Raw genomic sequence first — 18,994 nt, 5'->3', positions numbered from 1 at the left:
AAACCATGTTCTGGTTCTTGGCGATCCTCGCCTACCTGCTCGGATCACTGTCCTTCGCGGTACTTCTCAGTCGCCTGTTCGGCACCGCCGACCCGCGCGCCAGCGGCTCGGGCAATCCCGGCGCGACCAACATGCTGCGCCTGGCCGGCAAGAAGATCGCCATCCTCACCCTGCTCGGCGATCTCGCCAAGGGGCTGCTGCCGGTTCTTGTCGCCCGAATGATCGGCCTTTCCGACGTGGAGCAGGCCTGGGTCGGGCTGGCAGCGGTGATCGGTCACCTCTACCCGCTGTACTTCAACTTCCGCGGCGGCAAGGGCGTCGCCACCGCCGCCGGCATGTTGCTGGCACTGTACCCGCCGGCCGCACTGCTCGCGGCCATTGCCTGGCTGGTGACCTTCAAGCTGTCGCGTACCAGCTCGCTCGCCTCCCTGGTGGCCACACCTCTGACCCTGCCGCTGCTGGCCTGGCAGGAACCTTCGGCGCTGCTGCCGATGACCGTGCTTACCGGCCTGATCGTCTGGCGCCACCGCAACAACCTGCGCGACCTGATCGCCGGACGCGAGCGTCACTTCTAGAGCCACGAGCTTCCCGGCCCCTGCACCGCGCTGCAAGCGAAAAAACGGCCCATGCCGCTCAGAGCATGTGCCGCGTCGTTTGCAGCTTCATTATTCAGATCGCCGGCAGCGACTCCATTGGCCAACGCGCCTGCACGCCGATCGACGGGCCGTCCTGCTGCCCGGCCACCAATCGTTGGCAGCCTGCATAGGCGATCATCGCGCCGTTATCCGTGCAGAAGCGCGGGCGGGCGTAGAACACCTGGCCCTTCATTTCCCCCAGCATCTTTTCCAGATGCTGCCGCAATGCCTGGTTGGCACTGACGCCACCGGCGATCACCAGGCTCTTCAGGTGAGTCTGCTTGAGTGCGCGCTTGCACTTGATGGTCAGGGTCTCGACCACCGCGGTCTGGAACGCCAGGGCGATGTCGCAGCGGGTCTGCTCGCTGTCGTCACCTTCAGCGACGCAGCGCTGCCACGTATTCAGGGCAAAGGTCTTGAGACCGCTGAAGCTGAAATCCAGGCCGGGACGGTCAGTCATCGGGCGAGGGAAGACGAAGCGACCAACGCTACCGCGCTCGGCCAGGCGAGCGATCTCCGGACCACCAGGGTAGGCCAGGCCGAGCAGCTTGGCGGTCTTGTCGAAGGCTTCTCCGGCAGCGTCGTCCAGCGACTCACCGAGCACCTGGTAACGGCCGATGCCGTCCACTCGAACCAGCTGAGTGTGGCCACCGGAGACCAACAAGGCGACGAACGGAAACTGCGGCGGCTGCTCTTCCAGCATCGGCGCCAGCAGGTGGCCTTCCATATGGTGCACGCCGACAGCCGGTATGCCCCAGGCGAACGCCATCGCTTGGGCGCAGGACGCGCCCACCAGCAGCGCGCCCACCAGGCCTGGGCCGGCGGTGTAAGCGATGGCGTCGATGTCCTCGGCCGTGCAGCCGGACTCGTCCAGCACCTGGCGAATCAGCGGCAGCATGCGCTTGACGTGATCACGGGAGGCCAGCTCGGGAACCACGCCGCCGTATACGCGGTGCAGGTCGATCTGACTGAACAGCGCGTCGGCCAGCAGGCCCTTTTCACTGTCGTACAGGGCGACGCCGGTCTCGTCGCAGGAGGTTTCCAACCCCAGCACTAGCATGGGTTTGAGCCTTTTCTCTGGGCAAAATTGAAGCCGCGCATCATAATCGCCGGCTGGGCTTCGGACCAGTGCTTTTCGATCGGAGGCTTTGCATTCCTCCTTCCGAACGTTTAATATCCGCAACCCTTGAAAACCGCCGACTCCGAACAACCGTCAGGAGCGCGATAAATCCTCCGGTAATCATTGAAGGTACGACCTGGATGCCCGCCGTCAAAGTTAAAGAGAACGAACCCTTCGACGTAGCTCTGCGTCGTTTCAAGCGCTCCTGCGAAAAAGCAGGCGTACTGGCCGAAGTCCGTAGCCGCGAATTCTACGAAAAGCCGACCGCCGAGCGTAAGCGCAAGGCCGCTGCCGCTGTTAAGCGTCACGCCAAGAAAGTGCAGCGCGAACAGCGCCGCCGCGAGCGCCTGTACTGAGTTACAGCGCTTCGTCGCACGCTTTCTGCATCGCCCGGCCCAGTCGCCGGGCGAGTGCCTGAATCAAGGCACAATCACTCCGATTCGCATTCGCGGACTTCGGAGTTTTTTGCTTTTCCAGCCCCATGCTTAGATTCAAGCTCCGCTCGCGACTTTACCGCCGGGCGTTATGCTTGGGTCCACCCTGCGTCCCGATGAGTCTATGGCCGGCCTGATTCCACAATCCTTCATCGATGACCTGCTCAACCGCACCGACATTCTCGATGTGGTGAGCTCGCGCATCCAGCTGAAGAAGACCGGCAAGAACTACAGCGCCTGCTGCCCGTTCCACAAGGAGAAGAGCCCCTCCTTCACCGTCAGTCCGGACAAGCAGTTCTATTACTGCTTCGGCTGCGGCGCCGGCGGCAACGCACTCGGCTTCATCATGGACCACGACCAGCTGGACTTCGTCCAGGCGGTCGAGGACCTGGCCAAGCGCGCCGGCATGGACGTGCCCCGCGAGGAGGGCCGGCGCGGCGCCAAGCCCCGCCAACCGGTCGACTCGCCGCTTTACCCGCTGCTCACCGCTGCCGCCGATTTCTACCGCCAGTCGCTCAAGAGCCACCCGGCACGCAAGGCCGCCGTGGAATACCTCAAGGGCCGCGGCCTGACCGGCGAAATCGCCCGCGACTTCGGCCTGGGCTTCGCCCCGCCGGGCTGGGACAACCTGCTGAAGAACCTGGGCGGCGACAACCTGCAGCTCAAGGCCATGCTCGACGCCGGCCTGCTGGTGGAAAACCCCGACAGCGGCAAGCGCTACGACCGCTTCCGCGACCGGGTGATATTCCCCATCCACGACAGCCGCGGCCGGGTCATCGCCTTTGGCGGCCGGGTGCTGGGGGACGACAAGCCGAAGTACCTGAACTCGCCGGAAACCCCGGTCTTCCATAAAGGACAGGAGCTCTACGGCCTGTACGAAGCACGGAAGAACAACCGGAATCTCGACGAGATCATGGTGGTCGAAGGCTACATGGACGTCATCGCACTGGCGCAACAGGGCATCCGCAATGCGGTCGCCACCCTGGGCACGGCCACCAGCGAAGAACACATCAAGCGGCTGTTTCGCATCGTGCCGAACATCCTCTTCTGCTTCGACGGCGACCAGGCCGGCCGCAACGCCGCCTGGCGCGCGCTGGAGTCGGCACTGAGCAACCTGCAGGACGGGCGCAAGGTGCGCTTCCTGTTCCTGCCCGAAGGTGAAGACCCGGACAGCCTGGTACGCGCCGAAGGCCCGGACGCGTTCCGCGCCCGTCTCGCCCACCAGGCCCAGCCGCTGGCGGACTACTTCTTCCAGCAACTGACCGAGGAGGCCGACCCCAGTACGCTGGAAGGCAAGGCGCACCTGGCGACCCTGGCCGGCCCGCTGCTGGAGAAGATTCCCGGCAACACCCTGCGCCTGCTGATGCGCCAGCGCCTGGGCGAGATCACCGGCCTGTCCGCCGATGCGCTCAGCCAGATCAGCGCACCGCGCGCCGGCCTCACCGGCCACGGGCAGCCCAGCCACACACCCAGCCCTGCGCAGGCGCAAAGCGCGGACCACGCGCATGAGTACGCCGATTACGACATGGGCCAGTTCGCCGATCAGGGCGACAGCCATTACCAGGATGCTTCGAACTACTTCGAGGCGCCGAAGGACTTTTCCGCCGGCAACGGTGGCGGCAAGCAGGGCAAGAAGTCCTGGAAGGGCGATCGCAAATGGGACGGAAAAGGCAAGAAAGGTGATTTCGTTCCGCGTCAGCCGCGTACCGAAATCAAGGTTGAATCACCGACCCTGACCGCCCTGCGCACCCTGCTGCACCATCCTCGACTGGCGCAGAGCGTCGAGGATGCGAGCCATTTCGCCAACGAAGGACAGACCTATTCGCAACTGCTCGCCGCACTGGTCGAAGCGTTGCAGAAAAATCCGAAACAGAGCTCGATGCACCTCATCGCGCGCTGGCACGGAACCCCTCAAGGGCGCCTATTGCAGGTGCTGGCGGGGAAAGAATGGCTGATCGAGCCGGACAATCTTGAAAAGCAGTTCATCGACACCATTACTACACTTGCACACAACCAGTTGCACAGCAGCCGTGAAGCCCGCCTGCGTAGCGTGCTGCAAAAGAGTCCCAGTGAAATGACCGACGAAGAGAAAGCGTTACTGCGGGAGCACATCAGCACCCCCTCTTCAACAGGCAGCCAGAGCTGAACTGGCGCCTGAAGCCTCGAATCTGGTATAATCCTCGGCTTATTTCAGCCCGCCAAGACCTTCAGTGGATAGGGTGTTATGTCCGGAAAAGCGCAACAGCAATCTCGTCTCAAAGAGTTGATCAGCCGTGGTCGTGAGCAGGGTTACCTGACTTACGCGGAGGTCAACGACCACCTGCCGGAGGATATCTCTGATCCGGAACAGGTAGAAGACATCATCCGCATGATCAACGACATGGGGATCAACGTATTCGAGACAGCCCCGGATGCGGATGCCCTGTTGCTGGCGGAAACCGATACCGATGAAGCTGCCGCCGAAGAAGCCGCTGCCGCCCTTGCCGCGGTAGAGAGCGACGTTGGCCGTACGACCGACCCGGTGCGCATGTACATGCGTGAAATGGGTACCGTGGAACTGCTGACCCGCGAAGGCGAGATCGAAATCGCCAAACGCATCGAGGAAGGCATCCGCGAAGTCATGAGCGCCATCGCCCAGTTCCCTGGCGCGGTGGACGGCATCCTCGACGAATACAAACGCATCGTCACCGAAGGCGGCCGCCTGTCGGATGTCCTCAGCGGCTACATCGACCCCGATGACGGCAGCCTGCCGGCCGAAGAAGTCGAGCCGGTCGGTCTGAAAGACGACGCCGAAGCCAAGGACAAGGAAAAGGACGAAGAGGACGAAGAGTCCGACGGCGATAGCGAGGAAGAAGAAGGCGACGGCGGCCCGGATCCGGAAGAAGCCGCTCGTCGTTTCGGCGCCGTTTCCGAGCAGCTCGAGAAAGCCAAGAAGGCTCTGAAGAAGCACGGTCGCGGCAGCAAGCAGGCGACCGAGGAGCTGGTTGCCCTGGCCGAACTGTTCATGCCGATCAAGCTGGTGCCCAAGCAGTTCGATGTGCTGGTCGCCAAGGTCCGCGATTCGCTGGACAGCGTCCGCCGCGGGGAACGCGCCATCATGCAACTGTGCGTGCGGGATGCCCGCATGCCGCGTGCCGACTTCCTGCGCCAGTTCCCCGGCCACGAAACCGACACCGCCTGGGTCGACGCCGTACTCAAGGGCAAGCCCAAGTACGCCGAGGCCATCGAGCGCCTGCGTGACGACATCCTGCGCAACCAGCAGAAGCTGGTCGACCTGGAAGCCAGCTCGCAGCTGACCGTTGCCGAGATCAAGGACGTCAACCGCGCCATGTCCATCGGCGAGGCGAAAGCCCGTCGTGCGAAGAAGGAGATGGTGGAGGCGAACCTGCGTCTGGTGATCTCCATCGCCAAGAAGTACACCAACCGCGGCCTGCAGTTCCTCGACCTGATCCAGGAAGGCAACATCGGCCTGATGAAGGCGGTGGACAAGTTCGAATACCGTCGCGGCTACAAGTTCTCGACCTATGCCACCTGGTGGATTCGCCAGGCGATCACCCGTTCGATCGCCGACCAGGCCCGCACTATCCGTATTCCGGTGCACATGATCGAGACGATCAACAAGCTCAACCGTATCTCCCGCCAGATGCTGCAGGAGATGGGTCGTGAACCGACCCCGGAAGAGCTGGGCGAACGCATGGACATGCCGGAAGACAAGATCCGCAAGGTCCTGAAGATCGCCAAGGAACCGATCTCCATGGAAACGCCGATCGGTGACGACGAAGACTCGCACCTGGGCGACTTCATCGAGGACTCCACCATGCAGTCGCCGATCGAAGTGGCGACCAGCGAGAGCCTCAAGGAAGCCACCCGCGAAGTCCTCGCCGGCCTCACCGCTCGCGAAGCCAAGGTCCTGCGCATGCGCTTCGGCATCGACATGAATACCGACCACACCCTCGAGGAAGTCGGCAAGCAGTTCGATGTCACCCGTGAGCGTATCCGCCAGATCGAAGCCAAGGCGCTGCGCAAGCTGCGCCACCCGTCGCGAAGCGAGCACCTGCGCTCCTTCCTCGACGAGTGACGAAGAACCCCCGGCCAAAAACCGGGGGTTTTTCTTTGGGCCTTCCATCGGGCAAAGTGCCACGTCTACACTTCGGCATAGTCCCCCCTGGAATGAGGCCCCTCATGCCGCGTCTGCTGGCAGTTCTACTGTGGTGCCTCGCATTCTGGGCAGGACAGGCATGCGCCCTGAGTCTCACGCCCGAGGAGCAGCAATGGCTGCAGGAGCATCCCAGCCTGCGCCTGGGCATCGACACCTCCTGGCCACCCTTTGAATTCCGCGATACCGACGGCCGCTACCAGGGGCTCGCCGCCAGCTACGTGCAGCTCATCAGCCAGCAACTCAAGGTGCAGTTGCAGCCGGTCGAACCGGCCAGCTGGAGCGAAGTGCTGCAACAGGCACGCGACAACCGCATCGACCTGCTGCCCGGCGTCATGGCCACGCCCAAGCGTCTCGACTACCTGACCTTCACCCGCCCCTACCTCGACTTTCCGATTATCATCCTCGCCCGCAAGGACGGCCCGGCTCCCGGCAGCCTCAAGGAGCTCTACGGCCTCAAGGTCGGTGTCGTGGCCAATTACGCGGCCCACGAACTGTTGATCGCCAAGCACCCCGACCTGAATCTGCAACCCTTGCCCAGCGTCGCTGCGGGGCTGCAGGCCCTGGCCACCGGGCAGGTGGATGCGTTCGTCGGCGATCTTGCCTCTGCGGTCTGGAATCTGCGCCAGCTCAAACTCGACGGCTTGCAGATCAGCGGCGAAACGCCCTACCGCTATCAACTGGCAATGGCCGTGCCGAAGGACCAGGCGATATTTGCCGGCGTCATCGACAAAGTCCTGGCCGACCTGACAGTCGAGCAGATCGATACCCTCCAGGCGCCCTGGGTTGGCGGCCTGCTGGATCGCCGCTCGGTGTGGCGCGAAGTCCTGGAAATTGCCGTCCCCATCGCCCTGCTGACCGCCATAACCCTGCTGGTACTGTTCACCATGAACCGTCGCCTGCGCGGCGAGATGCAGCGCCGGGAGAAGCTCGAACAGGCTCTGCGAGACAGCGAACAGCACTACCGCGGCCTGGTGGAAAGCCTCACCGCCATCGCCTGGGAAATGCGCCTGACAGAAAACCGCTTCACCTATGTTTCCCCCCACGCCCAGCGGCTGCTCGGCTACCCGATCAAGGACTGGCTGGAACCTGGCTTCTGGCAACGCACGCTGCACCCGGAAGACGCCGAGCAAGCCATTCACTTCTGCGTGAGCGAAAGCCAGGCCGGGCGCAATCACAGCTTCGACTACCGCATGCTGGCGGCCGATGGCCGCGTGGTGTGGATCCGCGACATCGTCACGCTGATCCAGCACGGCGACGACCTGATCCTGCGCGGCCTGATGATCGACATCACTGAGGCCAAGCACACCGAACAAGCGTTGCGCCTGTCGGAACAGAAGTTCGCCTCGGTGTTCCACCACTGCCCGGACATCATCGTCCTCGCCCGCCGAGTCGACGGGCAACTGCTGGCGGTGAACAGCACCTTCGAACAACAGATCGGCATCCCTGCCAGCGAAGCCCTGGGCAAGACCTCCACCGAGCTGGGTATCTGGGGCGAGCCGGGCATGGGCCCGGCGATGCTTGCGCGCCTGCAGGGCAAACCGCTGAACAACGTCGAGATCCCGCTCAACCGTCGCGACGGCACGCGCTTCACCGCCCTGCTCTCGGCCCAGCACATCGTCCTCGACGACACCCCAGCGCTGGTCGTGGTGGTGCGCAACATCTCCCAGGTCAAGGAGACGCAGGAACAGCTTCGCGTCTCCGAAGAAAAATTCGCCAAGGCCTTCCACGCATCCCCCGACGGCATGCTCATCTCGCGCATCAGCGACGGCCGGCTGGTGGAAGTGAACCGCGGATTCACCCGCATCACCGGCTACAGCCGCGAAGAAGCCGCCGACCGTTCCACCCTCGACCTGAAACTGTGGGCCGACCCGGAAGACCGCCGCAAACTGCTTGGCATCCTCGATAGCACCTCCAGCACCCCGGACTTCACCGCGCAGATCCGCACCCACGACGGAAGCCCGCGCCTCTGCGAGTTGTCCGCCCACCGCATCACCATCGGCAACGACGACTGCATGCTGACCATCGCCCGCGACATCACCGAACGCCAGCAGATGCAGGAGAAGCTCCAGCTCGCCGCCACCGTGTTCGAGAGCACCGCCGAAGGCGTGATGATCACCGACGCACGCCAGCGGATAGTCGCGGTCAACCGCGCGTTCAGCGAAATCACCGGCTACAGCGAACAGGAAGCGCTCGGCAGCTCACCGCGCCTGCTCGCCTCCGGCCAGCACGACAGCAGCTTCTACGTTGCCCTCTGGCACCAGCTCAATGCCGAAGGCCACTGGCAGGGCGAAATCTGGAACCGGCGGAAGAATCAGGAGCTCTATCCGGAGTGGCTGACCGTCAGCGCCGTGCGCAACCCCGACGGCGAGGTCTCGCACTACGTCGGCGTGTTCGCCGACATCTCCACCCTCAAGTACGCCCAGGCTCGTCTCGACTACCAGGCTCACCACGACCCGCTTACCGGCCTGCCCAACCGCCTGCTGTTCGAAAGCCGGCTGAACGCCTCACTCAAGGAAGCCCAGGAAGACAATCACCAGGGCGCCGTGCTGTTCCTCGACCTCGACCGCTTCAAGCACATCAACGACAGCCTCGGCCACCCGGTCGGCGACCTGCTGCTGAAATCCATCTCCACCCGGCTGCGCGAGCAGTTGCGCGACGTCGACACCGTGGCCCGCCAGGGCGGCGACGAATTCATCATCCTGCTGCCTGGCCTGCACCACGCCCTGGACGCCGAGCACGTGGCGAACAAACTGCTGCTCTGCTTCGATAAACCGTTCATCGCCGGCGAACAGGAATTCTTCGTCAGCGCCAGTATCGGCATCTGCCTCTACCCTGCCGACGGCGGCGACGTCGCCACCCTGGTCAAGAATGCCGACGCCGCCATGTACCGGGCCAAGGCCCAGGGCCGCAACCGCGTCGAGTTCTACACCCGCGAACTGACCTTCCAGGCCACCGAACGCATGGCCCTGGAACACGAACTGCGCCGCGCCCTGGAGAGCGACCAGCTGCAGCTCTACTACCAGCCCAAGTTGTCTCTCAGTTCCGGTCAGCTCGTCGGCGCCGAAGCGCTGATCCGCTGGAAACATCCGCAATTTGGTGCGATATCTCCGGACCGCTTCATTCCATTGGCCGAGGAAAACGGCCTGATCCTGCCGTTGGGCGACTGGGTACTGCGCGAAGCCTGCCGGCAGATGAGCCACTGGCAGGACAGCCACGCCGCATTCGGCCCGCTCTCGGTCAACTTGGCCGGCGCGCAACTGCGCCAGACCAACCTGGTGGAGCGCATCCGCGAACTGCTCGCGCACTACAACCTGCAGTCCTCGCGCCTGCAGCTGGAAATCACCGAAAGCTTCCTCATGCACCAGACCGAGGAAGCCCTCTCCATCCTGCACAGCCTCAAGCACCTGGGCGTACAGCTGGCCATCGACGACTTCGGCACCGGCTATTCCTCGCTCAGCTACCTGAAGCAACTGCCGCTGGACACCCTGAAGATCGACCAGTCCTTCGTCCACGGCCTGCCAGACGACCCCCACGACGCCGCAATCACCCGCGCCATCATTGCCCTGGGCCGCAGCATGAACCTCACGGTGATCGCCGAAGGCGTGGAGCACGAAGCCCAGGAGCGCTTCCTCGAAGCCGAAGGCTGCGACCAGATCCAGGGCTACGCCTTGAGCGCCCCACTACCGGCCGACGCCTTTGCCAACCGCTTCCTGGTCCCGCTGCATCCGGTTGGCGCAACCCAGAACGCCCCGGTATAATCCGCCCGCCTTCTGGGGGCCTATAGCTCAGTTGGTTAGAGCAGAGGACTCATAATCCTTTGGTCCACGGTTCAAGTCCGTGTGGGCCCACCACCCTTTCAGCAAAAAGCCGCGCAAATGCGCGGCTTTTTCGTTTCTGGCGTCGCGAGTGTCTATTCGCGCAACGCTGCGAGCACATGCTCCGGATCATTATGGATCGCGCGCAGGAGCGCCCTTGCAGGACCGTCCGGCTCCCGGCGCCCCTGCTCCCAATTGCGCAATGTGCCCACCGCCACGTCGATTGTCCGGGCGAACGCTACCTGGGAAAGGCCCGTCGCCTTGCGGATGCTACGCACCTGAAATGCATCGACGTGGAAAACCCGAGAGGGCTCGCGGGCACCACTCTCGATCTCGTTCATTTGCTCCATGCTTTCGACGAGCCGGTCGAAGAGACGCTTTTCCATCATTGCCACCCTTGGTTCAGTTTGCGAAGCAAGCCTTTCTCCAGCTCCGTAAGATTGTCCTTGGCACCCTTGCGGTAGATCAGCAGCAGGCGAATCTGGCTGGCCAGACAGAGGTAGTAGTAAATCACCCGCACACCTCCACGCTTACCCTTTCCTCCGCAGGTCCACCGCACCTTGCGTAGCCCGCCCGTTCCCACAATGACGTCACCCGCCTCCGGATTCGCCGCGAGATGCTGCTGAAATTGCTGATACTCCTCGTCGCTCAGATGGTCATGCAGGTCTTCGGTGAAAACCGTCGTCTCGATGAAGATCATGACATCCCTGCCAGGCGAACTACGCCAATGGCGTAGCCTCACTATAGGAATTCAAACCTGCAGCCTCAAGATCGAATCGGACCGGTGGAGCATCCGTTGGTCCTTGCGCCGCCCCAGGCTGCGTATTTCGCCATGGCAAATGGTGCATTCGAGCAAAGGCCGGAAAATCAAGAATCGCCCTACGCCGCAACTGCGTTGCTGTCCTACAAGGGCTCTGAGTAGCGTTTCGTCTGCCACGGTTCGCCGTGGCCAGGAGTGGAATCCTGAAGACATACGAGTTGCATACACACGCCATGGCGGCAGACGCAGGCTGTAAGAGGTCGACGTCTTCCGGCAGTCCATGGCGGACCGTGTAAGGCGGGCTTCGGCTCGGCCGAGCTTCTCGTGTGTCTCGGTATTCCACCCTTGCACGGTCCGCCTCCCTCTGTGGTTGTTCGGGCGGCGGCTTCTGGACGTACATGGAGAGACAGCATGAAGTTTTCCGATTCGCTATCGGCCGACGAAGGCCTGATTCCCACGGTGTTCCAACGCTACAACCGTCGTCTGCGCGGGCTGCTCATCGAGCGCCAGGCGTGGTTCGTCCTGCGTGATCTGGCCAAGCTGACCAACAGTCATCTCGGCGAGCGGGTGACCAGCAAGCTCGATCCGGATCAGCTTCGTCATGAGCGCCTCGCAGGCTGCGAAGATAAGCTCTACCTGGTCAGTGAAAGCGGCCTCTACGCGCTGCTGCTGGTGCACTTCTACCATCCGGAGAATCGCAGCCTGCGGCAATGGATCAGCACTGAGGTGTTGCCGGCCCTGCGCGATGCGCAGCAGAACAACCCGCACCTGCCGCGCCGGCGTATGGAGCAGATCGAAGGCCAGCCGACTAGCGTGATGGATTGGCAGGGCAAGGTCTGGGTGCGTTGGACTGATGCGGTGCGCATCATGGAAAACCAGGTGCGCTCGCTGCACTGATCCAGAGGAATGCACCTCGTAGGATGGCGTGGAGCGAAGCGATACCCATCGCTTCACGCCCCAACCCAATGAGCTTCGCGGACAAGGTCCGCTGCTACAGGATCAAAGGCCCCTCACCCTAGCCCTCTCCCGCAAGCGGGAGAGGGGACCGGTCGGAGCAGGATGAAATCCCGGCGTCAGCTGGCACGATTTGCCTGCTCTCCCAGCCTGTAGGGCGCATAACGCGCCAGCGTTATCCGCCGCCAAGGGTATGGCGGATAACCTGTTCCAGGTTATGCGCCCTACGTTTACCGCGCGTTCCTGGCAATTTACCGGCACCGCAATGAGAGCCACTTCACACCAACCGTCGACCATCTGACGTGGGCGCCGCGCGGAGATGACAGGGGTCAATATCAGATAGCCACTAGCCATTAGATTGGCATATCCCTGATATGAGTGAGCCCCTCATGACTCTCCACCGGTATCCAGTCCAGTTGCTGGTCACTTCCCAGGACCCGGCGTTAGCGCGCCAGGTTCGCGCGCTGCTGGCGGCCTATGAGCTGCCCTGCGCGGTGATGGAAGGACCCTGCAGTTGCGAGCAGGCGCCGCTGTGCCGATGGTTCAAGGACGCGCCTTTGAGCGACTCAGCGCGTTTGCTGGCACTGCTGGCCGACACCATCGGCGTGCTGGAACGAACCCGCCATGCCTTCCGCTCCCGCGAACTGGGCGAGTTACGCCAGCGGCTGAGTGGCGCGTTGCAGGAGTTGTCGGGCCCGCGCTCCCTGGTGTAAAAGACTTCCAGCCGCGTTCCGCGTTGCGGAGGCTGGCTTTGCCGGGCAGGACTTGTGGGCCTGCAAGACAAAGCGCCGAGTTTGTCGCCGTCGATTTCGACTGGCCGACGAGCCGGCGCTTTTTTCATGCCCGACAAAAACAGCAGACCCGCAAGGAGCCGAACATGGGCCTGGGACCGAAGCTCGAGAGCGTGCTCGAGCGCATCGGCCTGTCGACGATGGAAGTCGATCAGCGCCTGAGTTACCTGCAGTGGCGCGAGGAGGATGGCTGCCATCTCCACGGCCGCGCCGCCGAACTGGAGCGCTGCCACCAGCGCTTCATCGAGCAGCTCTACGATCACCTGCGCGACTACCCGCCGCTGGGAGCGATCCTCGCCGAGCCGGCGACGCTGGCGCGGTTGAAATGCAGCCAGTTCGAATACTACCGCCAGCTGTGGGATGCCCCGCAGGACGCCGCTTACGTACGCGACCGCCTGCGCATCGGGCTGGTGCACCAGCAGGTCGGCGTCGAGCTGAAGTGGTACATGGGCGCCTACCGCCTGTACCTGGACCAGATGCTCGCCGACCTGATGGGCGACGCCCCGGAAGCCAAGACCTACGCCAGCCTGCTCAAGCGGGTGTTCTTCGACATGTCGCTGGCCATCGACACCTACGGCGCCGCCCAACGCCAGGCGCTGGAGGACAGCGAAGCCCGCTATGCCCGCGCCCTGCGTGGTGCCAACGACGGTATCTGGGACTGGGACCTGGGTAACGATCGCCTCTACGTCTCCGAACGCTGGGCGCGCATGCTCGGCCTGAGCCGCGACAACCTCGGCGAAGGCAGCACCAGTTGGTTCGCCCGCGTGCACCCGGACGACCTGCCCGGCCTGCGCAAGGCCATCGACGCGCACCTGCGCGGCAGCAGCGCGCTGCTCAGCCACGAGTACCGTATCCGCCAGCGCGACGGCAATTACCTCTGGGTGCTGGCGCGCGGCGTGGTCACCGATGGGCGCATGGCCGGCTCGCAGACCGACATCAGCCAGCACAAGGCCAGCGAGCACCAACTCAGCCATGCAGCGCGACACGACCCGCTCACCGGCCTGGGCAACCGCCTGCGCCTGGACGAGCTGCTGCAACAAGCCCTGATGCGTCAGCGCCGCCCCGGCGCGCGCGAGGCGGGCCTGCTGTTCATCGACCTGGACCGCTTCAAACTGATCAACGACAGCCTCGGTCACGCCGTCGGCGACCGCGTGCTGGTGGAAGTTTCCCAGCGCCTGCTGCGCTGCCTGCGGCCTGGCGATCACCTGGCGCGCTTTGGCGGCGACGAGTTCGTCGTGCTGCTGGACGACCTCGCCAGCCTGGTCGACGCCGAGCAGGTCGCGCAGCGCATGCTCGATTGCCTGCGCCAACCGCTGCACGTGGACGGCCGCACGCTGGTGGTCAGCGCCAGCATCGGCATCACCGGGCTGATGACCGACGGCCAGGCCATCGACACCCTGCAGGCCGCCGACCTCGCGCTGTACCGCGCCAAGGAGGCCGGCAAGGCGCAGTACGCGCGTTTCAGCCTGGAGTTGCAGGCCGAGGCACAACGCCGGCTCGACCTGGAAAGCGCACTGGCACAAGCCTTGCGCCGCGACGAGTTCAGCCTGCACTACCAGCCCATCGTCCGCCTGGACCGCGACTCGCCGCACTGGGAGGCGGTGGAAGTGCTGCTGCGCTGGAAGCACAACGGCGAATCGGTGTCGCCGCTGGACTTCATTCCGGCGCTGGAGGAGTCCGGCGAGATCGTCCCGGTCGGCGACTGGGTGCTACGCCAGGCCTGCCGGCAGACGGCGCTGTGGCAGAGCCAGGGGCATCGCAACCTGTACTGCTCGGTCAACCTGTCGAGCCGGCAGTTGCAGCAGCCGGGCTTCGCCGCGCGGGTGCAGCAGATTCTCGCCGAGAGCGGCCTGTCGCCACGCAGCCTGGTGTTGGAGATCACCGAAAGCCTGCTGATGCAGGACGGCGCGGAAACCCTCGCCTGCCTGCGCGAGCTGGCCGCCGAGGGCGTGCGCCTGGCGCTGGATGATTTCGGCACCGGCTATTCCTCGCTGGGCTATCTCAAGCGCTACCCGCTGCACATCCTCAAGGTCGACCGCAGCTTCATCACCCGCGTGCCGGACGACCCGGAGCTCAGCGCCATCTGCCGGGCCATTATCGGCCTGGGGCACAGCCTTGGCCTGGAAGTGGTGGCCGAGGGTGTCGAGCGCCAGGAACACCTCGACTTCCTGCGCGCCGAAGGCTGTCGTCACGCCCAGGGCTTCCTGTTCAGCAAGCCGCTGGCGCCGGAGCAACTTTTCCAGACGCGCCTGGAGCACCAGCGATGAAGCAGAACCTGCCGATCACCGGGCGCCAGGTGGATGTGCCACTCAACGCCAACATCCTCTCCACCACGAACCTCAAGGGCGCGGTCACCCATGTGAACCCGGACTTCCTCAGGATCAGCGGCTTCGAGGCCGAAGAACTGGTGGGCTTCAACCACAACCGCGTACGCCATCCGGACATGCCGCCCGCCGCCTTCGCCCATCTCTGGCAGACCCTGCAGGCCGGGCGCAGCTGGATGGGCCTGGTGAAGAACCGCTGCAAGAACGGTGACCACTACTGGGTCAGCGCCTTCGTCACGCCGATCTGCCATGGCGGCAAGGTGGCGGAGTATCAGTCGGTACGCACCCGTCCCGGCGCGGAGCAGATCGACGCGGCGGAGCGCCTGTATGCGCGTATGCGCGAAGGGGCGAAGCCGGCACGCCGGCGCCTGCCGTTGGTGCCGCAACTGCTGCTCGGTTTGCTGCTGGCGCAGGCCGGCGGTGCCCTCCTCGCGCTGCTGTTGCCCAAGCTCACGGCGTTGGCCTTCCTGCTGGCGCTGGGCGCTTCCGGCGCTTGGCTGGTGCTGCGCCTGCAACCGCTCGGGGCGCTACTTGCGCGGGCGCGGAAGATCGCCGACAACCCGCTGAGCCAGCAGCTCTACTCGGGCCGCGCGGACGAATTCGGCGAGCTGGATTTCGCCTTCCGCATGCTGGAAGCGGAGACCGCCGCCGTGGTCGGGCGCATGGCAGACGCCTCGCAGCAACTCGCCGAACACTCTGCCGCGCTGGCCGATGCCATGGCCGGCGGCAGCGCCGCTTCGCAGTTGCAGCAGCGCGAAACGGAGCAGGTCGCCAGCGCCATGCAGCAACTGGCGCAGAGTGTTCAGGAGGTTGCTCGTCACGCCCAGCACAGCGCGGTCGCCGCGCAGTGCAGCGAGCGCATCACCCAATCCGGGCATGAGGACGTGCACGGCACGCGCGGGCAACTCGCCGCGCTGGAAGCCGGCGTGCGCGCAGCGAGCACCGCGGTGGAGCAGCAGAAGGAACACAGCGAGGCTATATCGCGGATGCTCGAGGTGATCCGCGATGTCGCCGGGCAAACCAACCTGCTGGCGCTCAACGCCGCCATTGAGGCCGCGCGCGCCGGGGAAAGCGGGCGCGGTTTTGCGGTAGTCGCCGATGAGGTGCGGGCGCTGGCTTCGCGCACGGAGACTTCCGCGCGGGATATCCAGTCGCTGGTCGGCAACCTCCAGCAGGGCGCGGAAGACTCGGTGCGCGCGCTATGGCACTGCTGCGATCAGGCAGTGGCCAGCCTGGCGCAGGCCGGCCAGGCGGCAGACACGCTGGAGCGCATCAGTGAACAGGTCTCGGCGATCCAGCGCATGAGCCTGGAGATTGCCGAGGCTATCGAGGAGCAAGGCGCCGCCAGCGAGGACGTGCAGCGCAGCCTGCACGCAATAAGAGGCTCGGCCGACAGCAACGCAGAGAAGGTAGGCACCTGCCAGCGCAGCGCAGCGCGCATGGCGGAACTGGCGGCGGAGCTGCGGATGCTGGCGGAGCATTTCTGGGCGGGGAGCCGAGCGGGTTAACGTTTGGCGATGATGTACACGGCGTGGACGATGCCGGGGATGTAGCCAAGCAGCGTCAGCAGGATGTTGAGCCAGAACGCGCCGCCGAAACCGACCTGGAGGAACACGCCCAGCGGCGGCAGAAGGATGGCGATGAGGATGCGGATGAGGTCCATGCGGTGGCTCCTTGTGAGATTGCCTCTTGCATGGAGTGGACCGCCCGGCAGCGGAGCGGGTTCAGAGAATCTGGCTGGCTACGACGCTCACCTGTAGGAGCGTCCCATGGACGCGATCGCGGGCATGGCCCGCTCCTACAAGTGAAGTCCGTGCGTGAGTCGCCCTCACCCCAACGCTCTCCCAGAGGGAGAGGGAGCCGTCCGGCATGGCGTCGGGATTAGCGTTCGCCGGGGACCTCGGCTTTTCGTAGGAGCGAGCTTGCTCGCGAACCTGGCCCCGCTGCGGAGCTGTTCGCGAGCAATGACGATGGCGTCCCCCTCGCTCCTACAAAACCCAGACATCGGCTTGGCCTCGGGCCCTCAGAGGAACCAGCGGTACTCCCGCGCGCTGACTTCGTTCATGAAGTCCAGGTGGTCGTGGCGCTTGTTCTCGCAGTAGACGAAGACAAACTCACTGCCCAGGCCTTCCTTGACCACCGGGTGGTCTTCCATCTCGGCGACGGCGCCGAGCATGTCGCGGGGGAAGTCGATGCCGCTGGAGCGGTCTTCGTTCAGCGGCGGGATCGGTTCCTGGCGGGCTTCCAGGCCGTGTTCCATGCCGGTGAGGATCGCCGCGAGCACCAGGTACGGGTTGGCATCGGCGCCGGCCAGGCGGTGCTCGATACGCAGGTTCCTGCCATCGGATTCGGGAATGCGGATGCACGCATCGCGGTCCTCGAAGCCCCAACTGGCCTTGCTCGCCGCGTTCACGCGGGAGCCGTAGCGGCGGTAGGCGTTGTGGTTGGCGGCGAAGATCGGCATGCAGTGCGGCAGCAGCTCCAGGCAGCCGGCCACGGCATGGCGCAGGGCCTGTTGGTTGTCGCGCTCCAGCAGGTTGTTGCCGTCGCGGTCATAGAGGCTGACGTGGACGTGCATGCCGCTGCCCGGCGCGTGCAGGTACGGTTTGCTCATGAAACTGGCGCGGTGTCCGTGCTTGAGCGCCACGCCACGGGTGGCGCGGGTGAACAGCGCGGCCTGGTCGGCAGCGTGCAGGCCGTCGTCGCAGTGGGCGAAGTTGATCTCGAACTGGCCCGGGCCGATTTCGGCGGTGATGACGTTGGCGTCCACGCCCTGCTCGCGGGAGGCTTCGACGATTTCATGGAGCACATCGGAGAAGCGCGAGAGGCGCTCGATGTGCATGTTCGGCTGGTCATCCTCGTCGTCGCACAGCGGGTCGCGCGGGTACTGCGGCAGGCCGGCGTCGAGCTTCTTGTCGAACAGGTAGAACTCCAGCTCGAAGGCCACCACCGGGCGAATGCCCTTGGATTCCAGGCGCTGCATGACGCGGGCGAGCACTTCGCGCGGCTCGAACTCGATGGGCGCTTCGGTGCCGTCGGAGCTGATCAGCATCTGCCCCAGCGGCTGGTTCTCCCAGCGCACCGGCTTGAGCGAACCGGGGATCAGCCGGCGTGGCGCATCCGGGTCGCCGTCGTTGAAGCAGTAGTCGCCGATGGGGTGAAGGCCGCCCTGCACGCCCAGCAGCACGCAGTTCTGCGGCAGTTTCAGGGGGCTGCCAGCGGCGACTTTCTCGAGCATGTCCACGGGGTAGCGCTTGCCGTAGAAGTGGCCGGGAATGTCCAGGCAGATCAGGTCGACGTAACGGATGTCCGGGTATTGCTGGCGGAAGGTGCGGACTTCGCTGAGCAGGTCGGGGTGCATCGGGCGGTTCATTTTCTCAGGGCCTTTGTGCGGGGCGCGGCTGGATCGTTTTCCTAAACCAACCCTCGCGGGCTGGCTTGGGAAATCAGGTGAAGATCCAGAGCACCCTTGTTGGTTTGTCGGTGAGGTTGCCGTAGCGGAACTGGCTGTGCGGCGGCAGCTGGAAACTGTCGTTGGCGTGCAGGGTGATGGTGTCGTCCTCGTACCAGAGGGTCAGCTCGCCTTCGAGGACGAAACCGCCCTGCTCCGAGCTGTCGTTCAGGTGGCCTTCGCCGCTGGTGGCGCCAGGGGCGAGGATGCTGTCGAGCATGGAGAAGCCACCGGACATGTTCGGCGAGGCGAGGATGTCGGTGATGCCGCCTGCGTAGTACAGGGTTCGGCGGTCGTTCGGCCGGGTGACCCAGTCGCGCTCGCGGCGGGTTTCGCCGGCGTAGAAGTAGGTCGTCGGCACGCCCAGGGCTTCGCTGATCGCGGTGAGGTCGGCGACGGTCGGTTGCGACAGACCACGCTCGACCTGGGACAGGAAGCCCACCGAGCGGCCGATCTGCTCAGCCAGCTCGCCCAGGGTGAGATCCTTGTGCTTGCGCAGGTCGCGGATCAGCGTGGCAAGGTGTTCGTTGGTAACCGTCTGGGTCATGGCG

General features: G+C 64.5%; 15 protein-coding genes and 1 tRNA gene. 10 read left to right on the top strand and 6 right to left on the bottom strand.

The window, feature by feature from the left end; genetic code table 11:
* The first annotated feature begins 5 nt into the window (after positions 1-5).
* Entirely contained in the window at positions 6-575 is a 570-nt protein-coding gene (gene plsY / locus CTR55_RS16775) for a glycerol-3-phosphate 1-O-acyltransferase PlsY (protein WP_296287928.1), read from the top strand.
* 94 nt (positions 576-669) lie between these two features.
* On the opposite strand, the gene tsaD is transcribed toward plsY, so the two are convergent.
* Positions 670-1,695 carry a tRNA (adenosine(37)-N6)-threonylcarbamoyltransferase complex transferase subunit TsaD gene (gene tsaD / locus CTR55_RS16770; protein ID WP_296287926.1) on the bottom strand — a complete coding sequence of 342 codons (1,026 nt, stop codon included), beginning with the start codon at positions 1,693-1,695 and terminating at the stop codon, positions 670-672.
* 200 nt (positions 1,696-1,895) lie between these two features.
* On the opposite strand from tsaD, the gene rpsU reads away from it, so the two are divergent.
* From rpsU to CTR55_RS16745, 5 genes are all read left to right on the top strand, one after another.
* Positions 1,896-2,111 carry a 30S ribosomal protein S21 gene (gene rpsU / locus CTR55_RS16765; protein WP_003085057.1) on the top strand — a complete coding sequence of 72 codons (216 nt, stop codon included), beginning with the start codon at positions 1,896-1,898 and terminating at the stop codon, positions 2,109-2,111.
* Positions 2,112-2,313: 202 nt separating this feature from the next.
* On the top strand, positions 2,314-4,335 hold the full coding sequence (gene dnaG / locus CTR55_RS16760; protein ID WP_296287829.1) for a DNA primase: 2,022 nt from the start codon (positions 2,314-2,316) through the stop codon (positions 4,333-4,335).
* A gap of 78 nt (positions 4,336-4,413) precedes the next feature.
* Positions 4,414-6,267: an RNA polymerase sigma factor RpoD gene (gene rpoD / locus CTR55_RS16755; RefSeq protein WP_296287827.1), complete on the top strand. Its 1,854-nt coding sequence runs from the start codon at positions 4,414-4,416 to the stop codon at positions 6,265-6,267.
* A 104-nt stretch (positions 6,268-6,371) separates the two neighbouring features.
* Positions 6,372-10,106 (top strand): EAL domain-containing protein, encoded by a 3,735-nt coding sequence (locus tag CTR55_RS16750; RefSeq protein ID WP_296287825.1) that lies wholly within the window; start codon positions 6,372-6,374, stop codon positions 10,104-10,106.
* A 16-nt stretch (positions 10,107-10,122) separates the two neighbouring features.
* Positions 10,123-10,199, top strand: a tRNA-Ile gene (locus CTR55_RS16745).
* A gap of 59 nt (positions 10,200-10,258) precedes the next feature.
* Here the strand turns inward: CTR55_RS16745 and nadS are convergent.
* Positions 10,259-10,549, bottom strand: a complete 291-nt coding sequence (gene nadS / locus CTR55_RS16740) for a NadS family protein (RefSeq protein ID WP_138213020.1) — start codon at positions 10,547-10,549, stop codon at positions 10,259-10,261.
* On the bottom strand, positions 10,549-10,863 hold the full coding sequence (locus CTR55_RS16735; protein WP_296287823.1) for a type II toxin-antitoxin system RelE/ParE family toxin: 315 nt from the start codon (positions 10,861-10,863) through the stop codon (positions 10,549-10,551). The genes nadS and CTR55_RS16735 overlap by 1 nt, the downstream gene beginning before the upstream one ends.
* Before the next feature lie 471 nt (positions 10,864-11,334).
* Here CTR55_RS16735 and CTR55_RS16730 point away from each other — a divergent pair, with 471 nt between their 5' ends.
* The 4 genes from CTR55_RS16730 (at position 11,335) to CTR55_RS16715 (ending at position 16,500) form a co-directional block, all read left to right on the top strand.
* Positions 11,335-11,820 carry a Bro-N domain-containing protein gene (locus CTR55_RS16730; protein WP_296287822.1) on the top strand — a complete coding sequence of 162 codons (486 nt, stop codon included), beginning with the start codon at positions 11,335-11,337 and terminating at the stop codon, positions 11,818-11,820.
* A gap of 446 nt (positions 11,821-12,266) precedes the next feature.
* Positions 12,267-12,590 carry a hypothetical protein gene (locus tag CTR55_RS16725; RefSeq protein WP_296287820.1) on the top strand — a complete coding sequence of 108 codons (324 nt, stop codon included), beginning with the start codon at positions 12,267-12,269 and terminating at the stop codon, positions 12,588-12,590.
* Positions 12,591-12,754: 164 nt separating this feature from the next.
* Entirely contained in the window at positions 12,755-14,935 is a 2,181-nt protein-coding gene (locus tag CTR55_RS16720; protein ID WP_296287818.1) for an EAL domain-containing protein, read from the top strand.
* Positions 14,932-16,500 carry a PAS domain-containing methyl-accepting chemotaxis protein gene (locus CTR55_RS16715; protein WP_296287816.1) on the top strand — a complete coding sequence of 523 codons (1,569 nt, stop codon included), beginning with the start codon at positions 14,932-14,934 and terminating at the stop codon, positions 16,498-16,500. Before CTR55_RS16720 ends, CTR55_RS16715 begins: the two co-directional genes overlap by 4 nt.
* On the opposite strand, the gene CTR55_RS16710 is transcribed toward CTR55_RS16715, so the two are convergent.
* The 3 genes from CTR55_RS16710 to CTR55_RS16700 all read right to left on the bottom strand — a co-directional run bounded on the left by CTR55_RS16710 (position 16,497) and on the right by CTR55_RS16700 (position 18,990).
* Entirely contained in the window at positions 16,497-16,655 is a 159-nt protein-coding gene (locus CTR55_RS16710; RefSeq protein ID WP_003084988.1) for a YqaE/Pmp3 family membrane protein, read from the bottom strand. The genes CTR55_RS16715 and CTR55_RS16710 overlap by 4 nt on opposite strands.
* Positions 16,656-17,015: 360 nt before the next feature.
* Positions 17,016-18,365: a glutamine synthetase family protein gene (locus tag CTR55_RS16705; protein ID WP_296287814.1), complete on the bottom strand. Its 1,350-nt coding sequence runs from the start codon at positions 18,363-18,365 to the stop codon at positions 17,016-17,018.
* A 73-nt stretch (positions 18,366-18,438) separates the two neighbouring features.
* Positions 18,439-18,990 (bottom strand): XRE family transcriptional regulator, encoded by a 552-nt coding sequence (locus tag CTR55_RS16700; protein ID WP_296287813.1) that lies wholly within the window; start codon positions 18,988-18,990, stop codon positions 18,439-18,441.
* Positions 18,991-18,994: the final 4 nt, after the last annotated feature.

This window comes from Pseudomonas sp., from assembly GCF_002796985.1.
GTDB lineage: Bacteria > Pseudomonadota > Gammaproteobacteria > Pseudomonadales > Pseudomonadaceae > Pseudomonas.
Note: the sequence above shows the minus strand (reverse complement) of the source record. Positions and strands in the feature narration are given on the sequence as shown.

Coding starts and splice junctions, on each gene's coding strand:
- CTR55_RS16705 (WP_296287814.1), bottom strand. CDS start 18,365: ATGAACCGCCCGATGCACCCCGACCTGCTCAGCGAAGTCCGCACCTTC.
- CTR55_RS16720 (WP_296287818.1), top strand. CDS start 12,755: ATGGGCCTGGGACCGAAGCTCGAGAGCGTGCTCGAGCGCATCGGCCTG.
- dnaG (WP_296287829.1), top strand. CDS start 2,314: ATGGCCGGCCTGATTCCACAATCCTTCATCGATGACCTGCTCAACCGC.
- CTR55_RS16730 (WP_296287822.1), top strand. CDS start 11,335: ATGAAGTTTTCCGATTCGCTATCGGCCGACGAAGGCCTGATTCCCACG.
- CTR55_RS16750 (WP_296287825.1), top strand. CDS start 6,372: ATGCCGCGTCTGCTGGCAGTTCTACTGTGGTGCCTCGCATTCTGGGCA.
- CTR55_RS16700 (WP_296287813.1), bottom strand. CDS start 18,990: ATGACCCAGACGGTTACCAACGAACACCTTGCCACGCTGATCCGCGAC.
- tsaD (WP_296287926.1), bottom strand. CDS start 1,695: ATGCTAGTGCTGGGGTTGGAAACCTCCTGCGACGAGACCGGCGTCGCC.
- CTR55_RS16710 (WP_003084988.1), bottom strand. CDS start 16,655: ATGGACCTCATCCGCATCCTCATCGCCATCCTTCTGCCGCCGCTGGGC.
- nadS (WP_138213020.1), bottom strand. CDS start 10,549: ATGGAAAAGCGTCTCTTCGACCGGCTCGTCGAAAGCATGGAGCAAATG.
- rpoD (WP_296287827.1), top strand. CDS start 4,414: ATGTCCGGAAAAGCGCAACAGCAATCTCGTCTCAAAGAGTTGATCAGC.
- CTR55_RS16735 (WP_296287823.1), bottom strand. CDS start 10,863: ATGATCTTCATCGAGACGACGGTTTTCACCGAAGACCTGCATGACCAT.
- rpsU (WP_003085057.1), top strand. CDS start 1,896: ATGCCCGCCGTCAAAGTTAAAGAGAACGAACCCTTCGACGTAGCTCTG.
- plsY (WP_296287928.1), top strand. CDS start 6: ATGTTCTGGTTCTTGGCGATCCTCGCCTACCTGCTCGGATCACTGTCC.
- CTR55_RS16725 (WP_296287820.1), top strand. CDS start 12,267: ATGACTCTCCACCGGTATCCAGTCCAGTTGCTGGTCACTTCCCAGGAC.
- CTR55_RS16715 (WP_296287816.1), top strand. CDS start 14,932: ATGAAGCAGAACCTGCCGATCACCGGGCGCCAGGTGGATGTGCCACTC.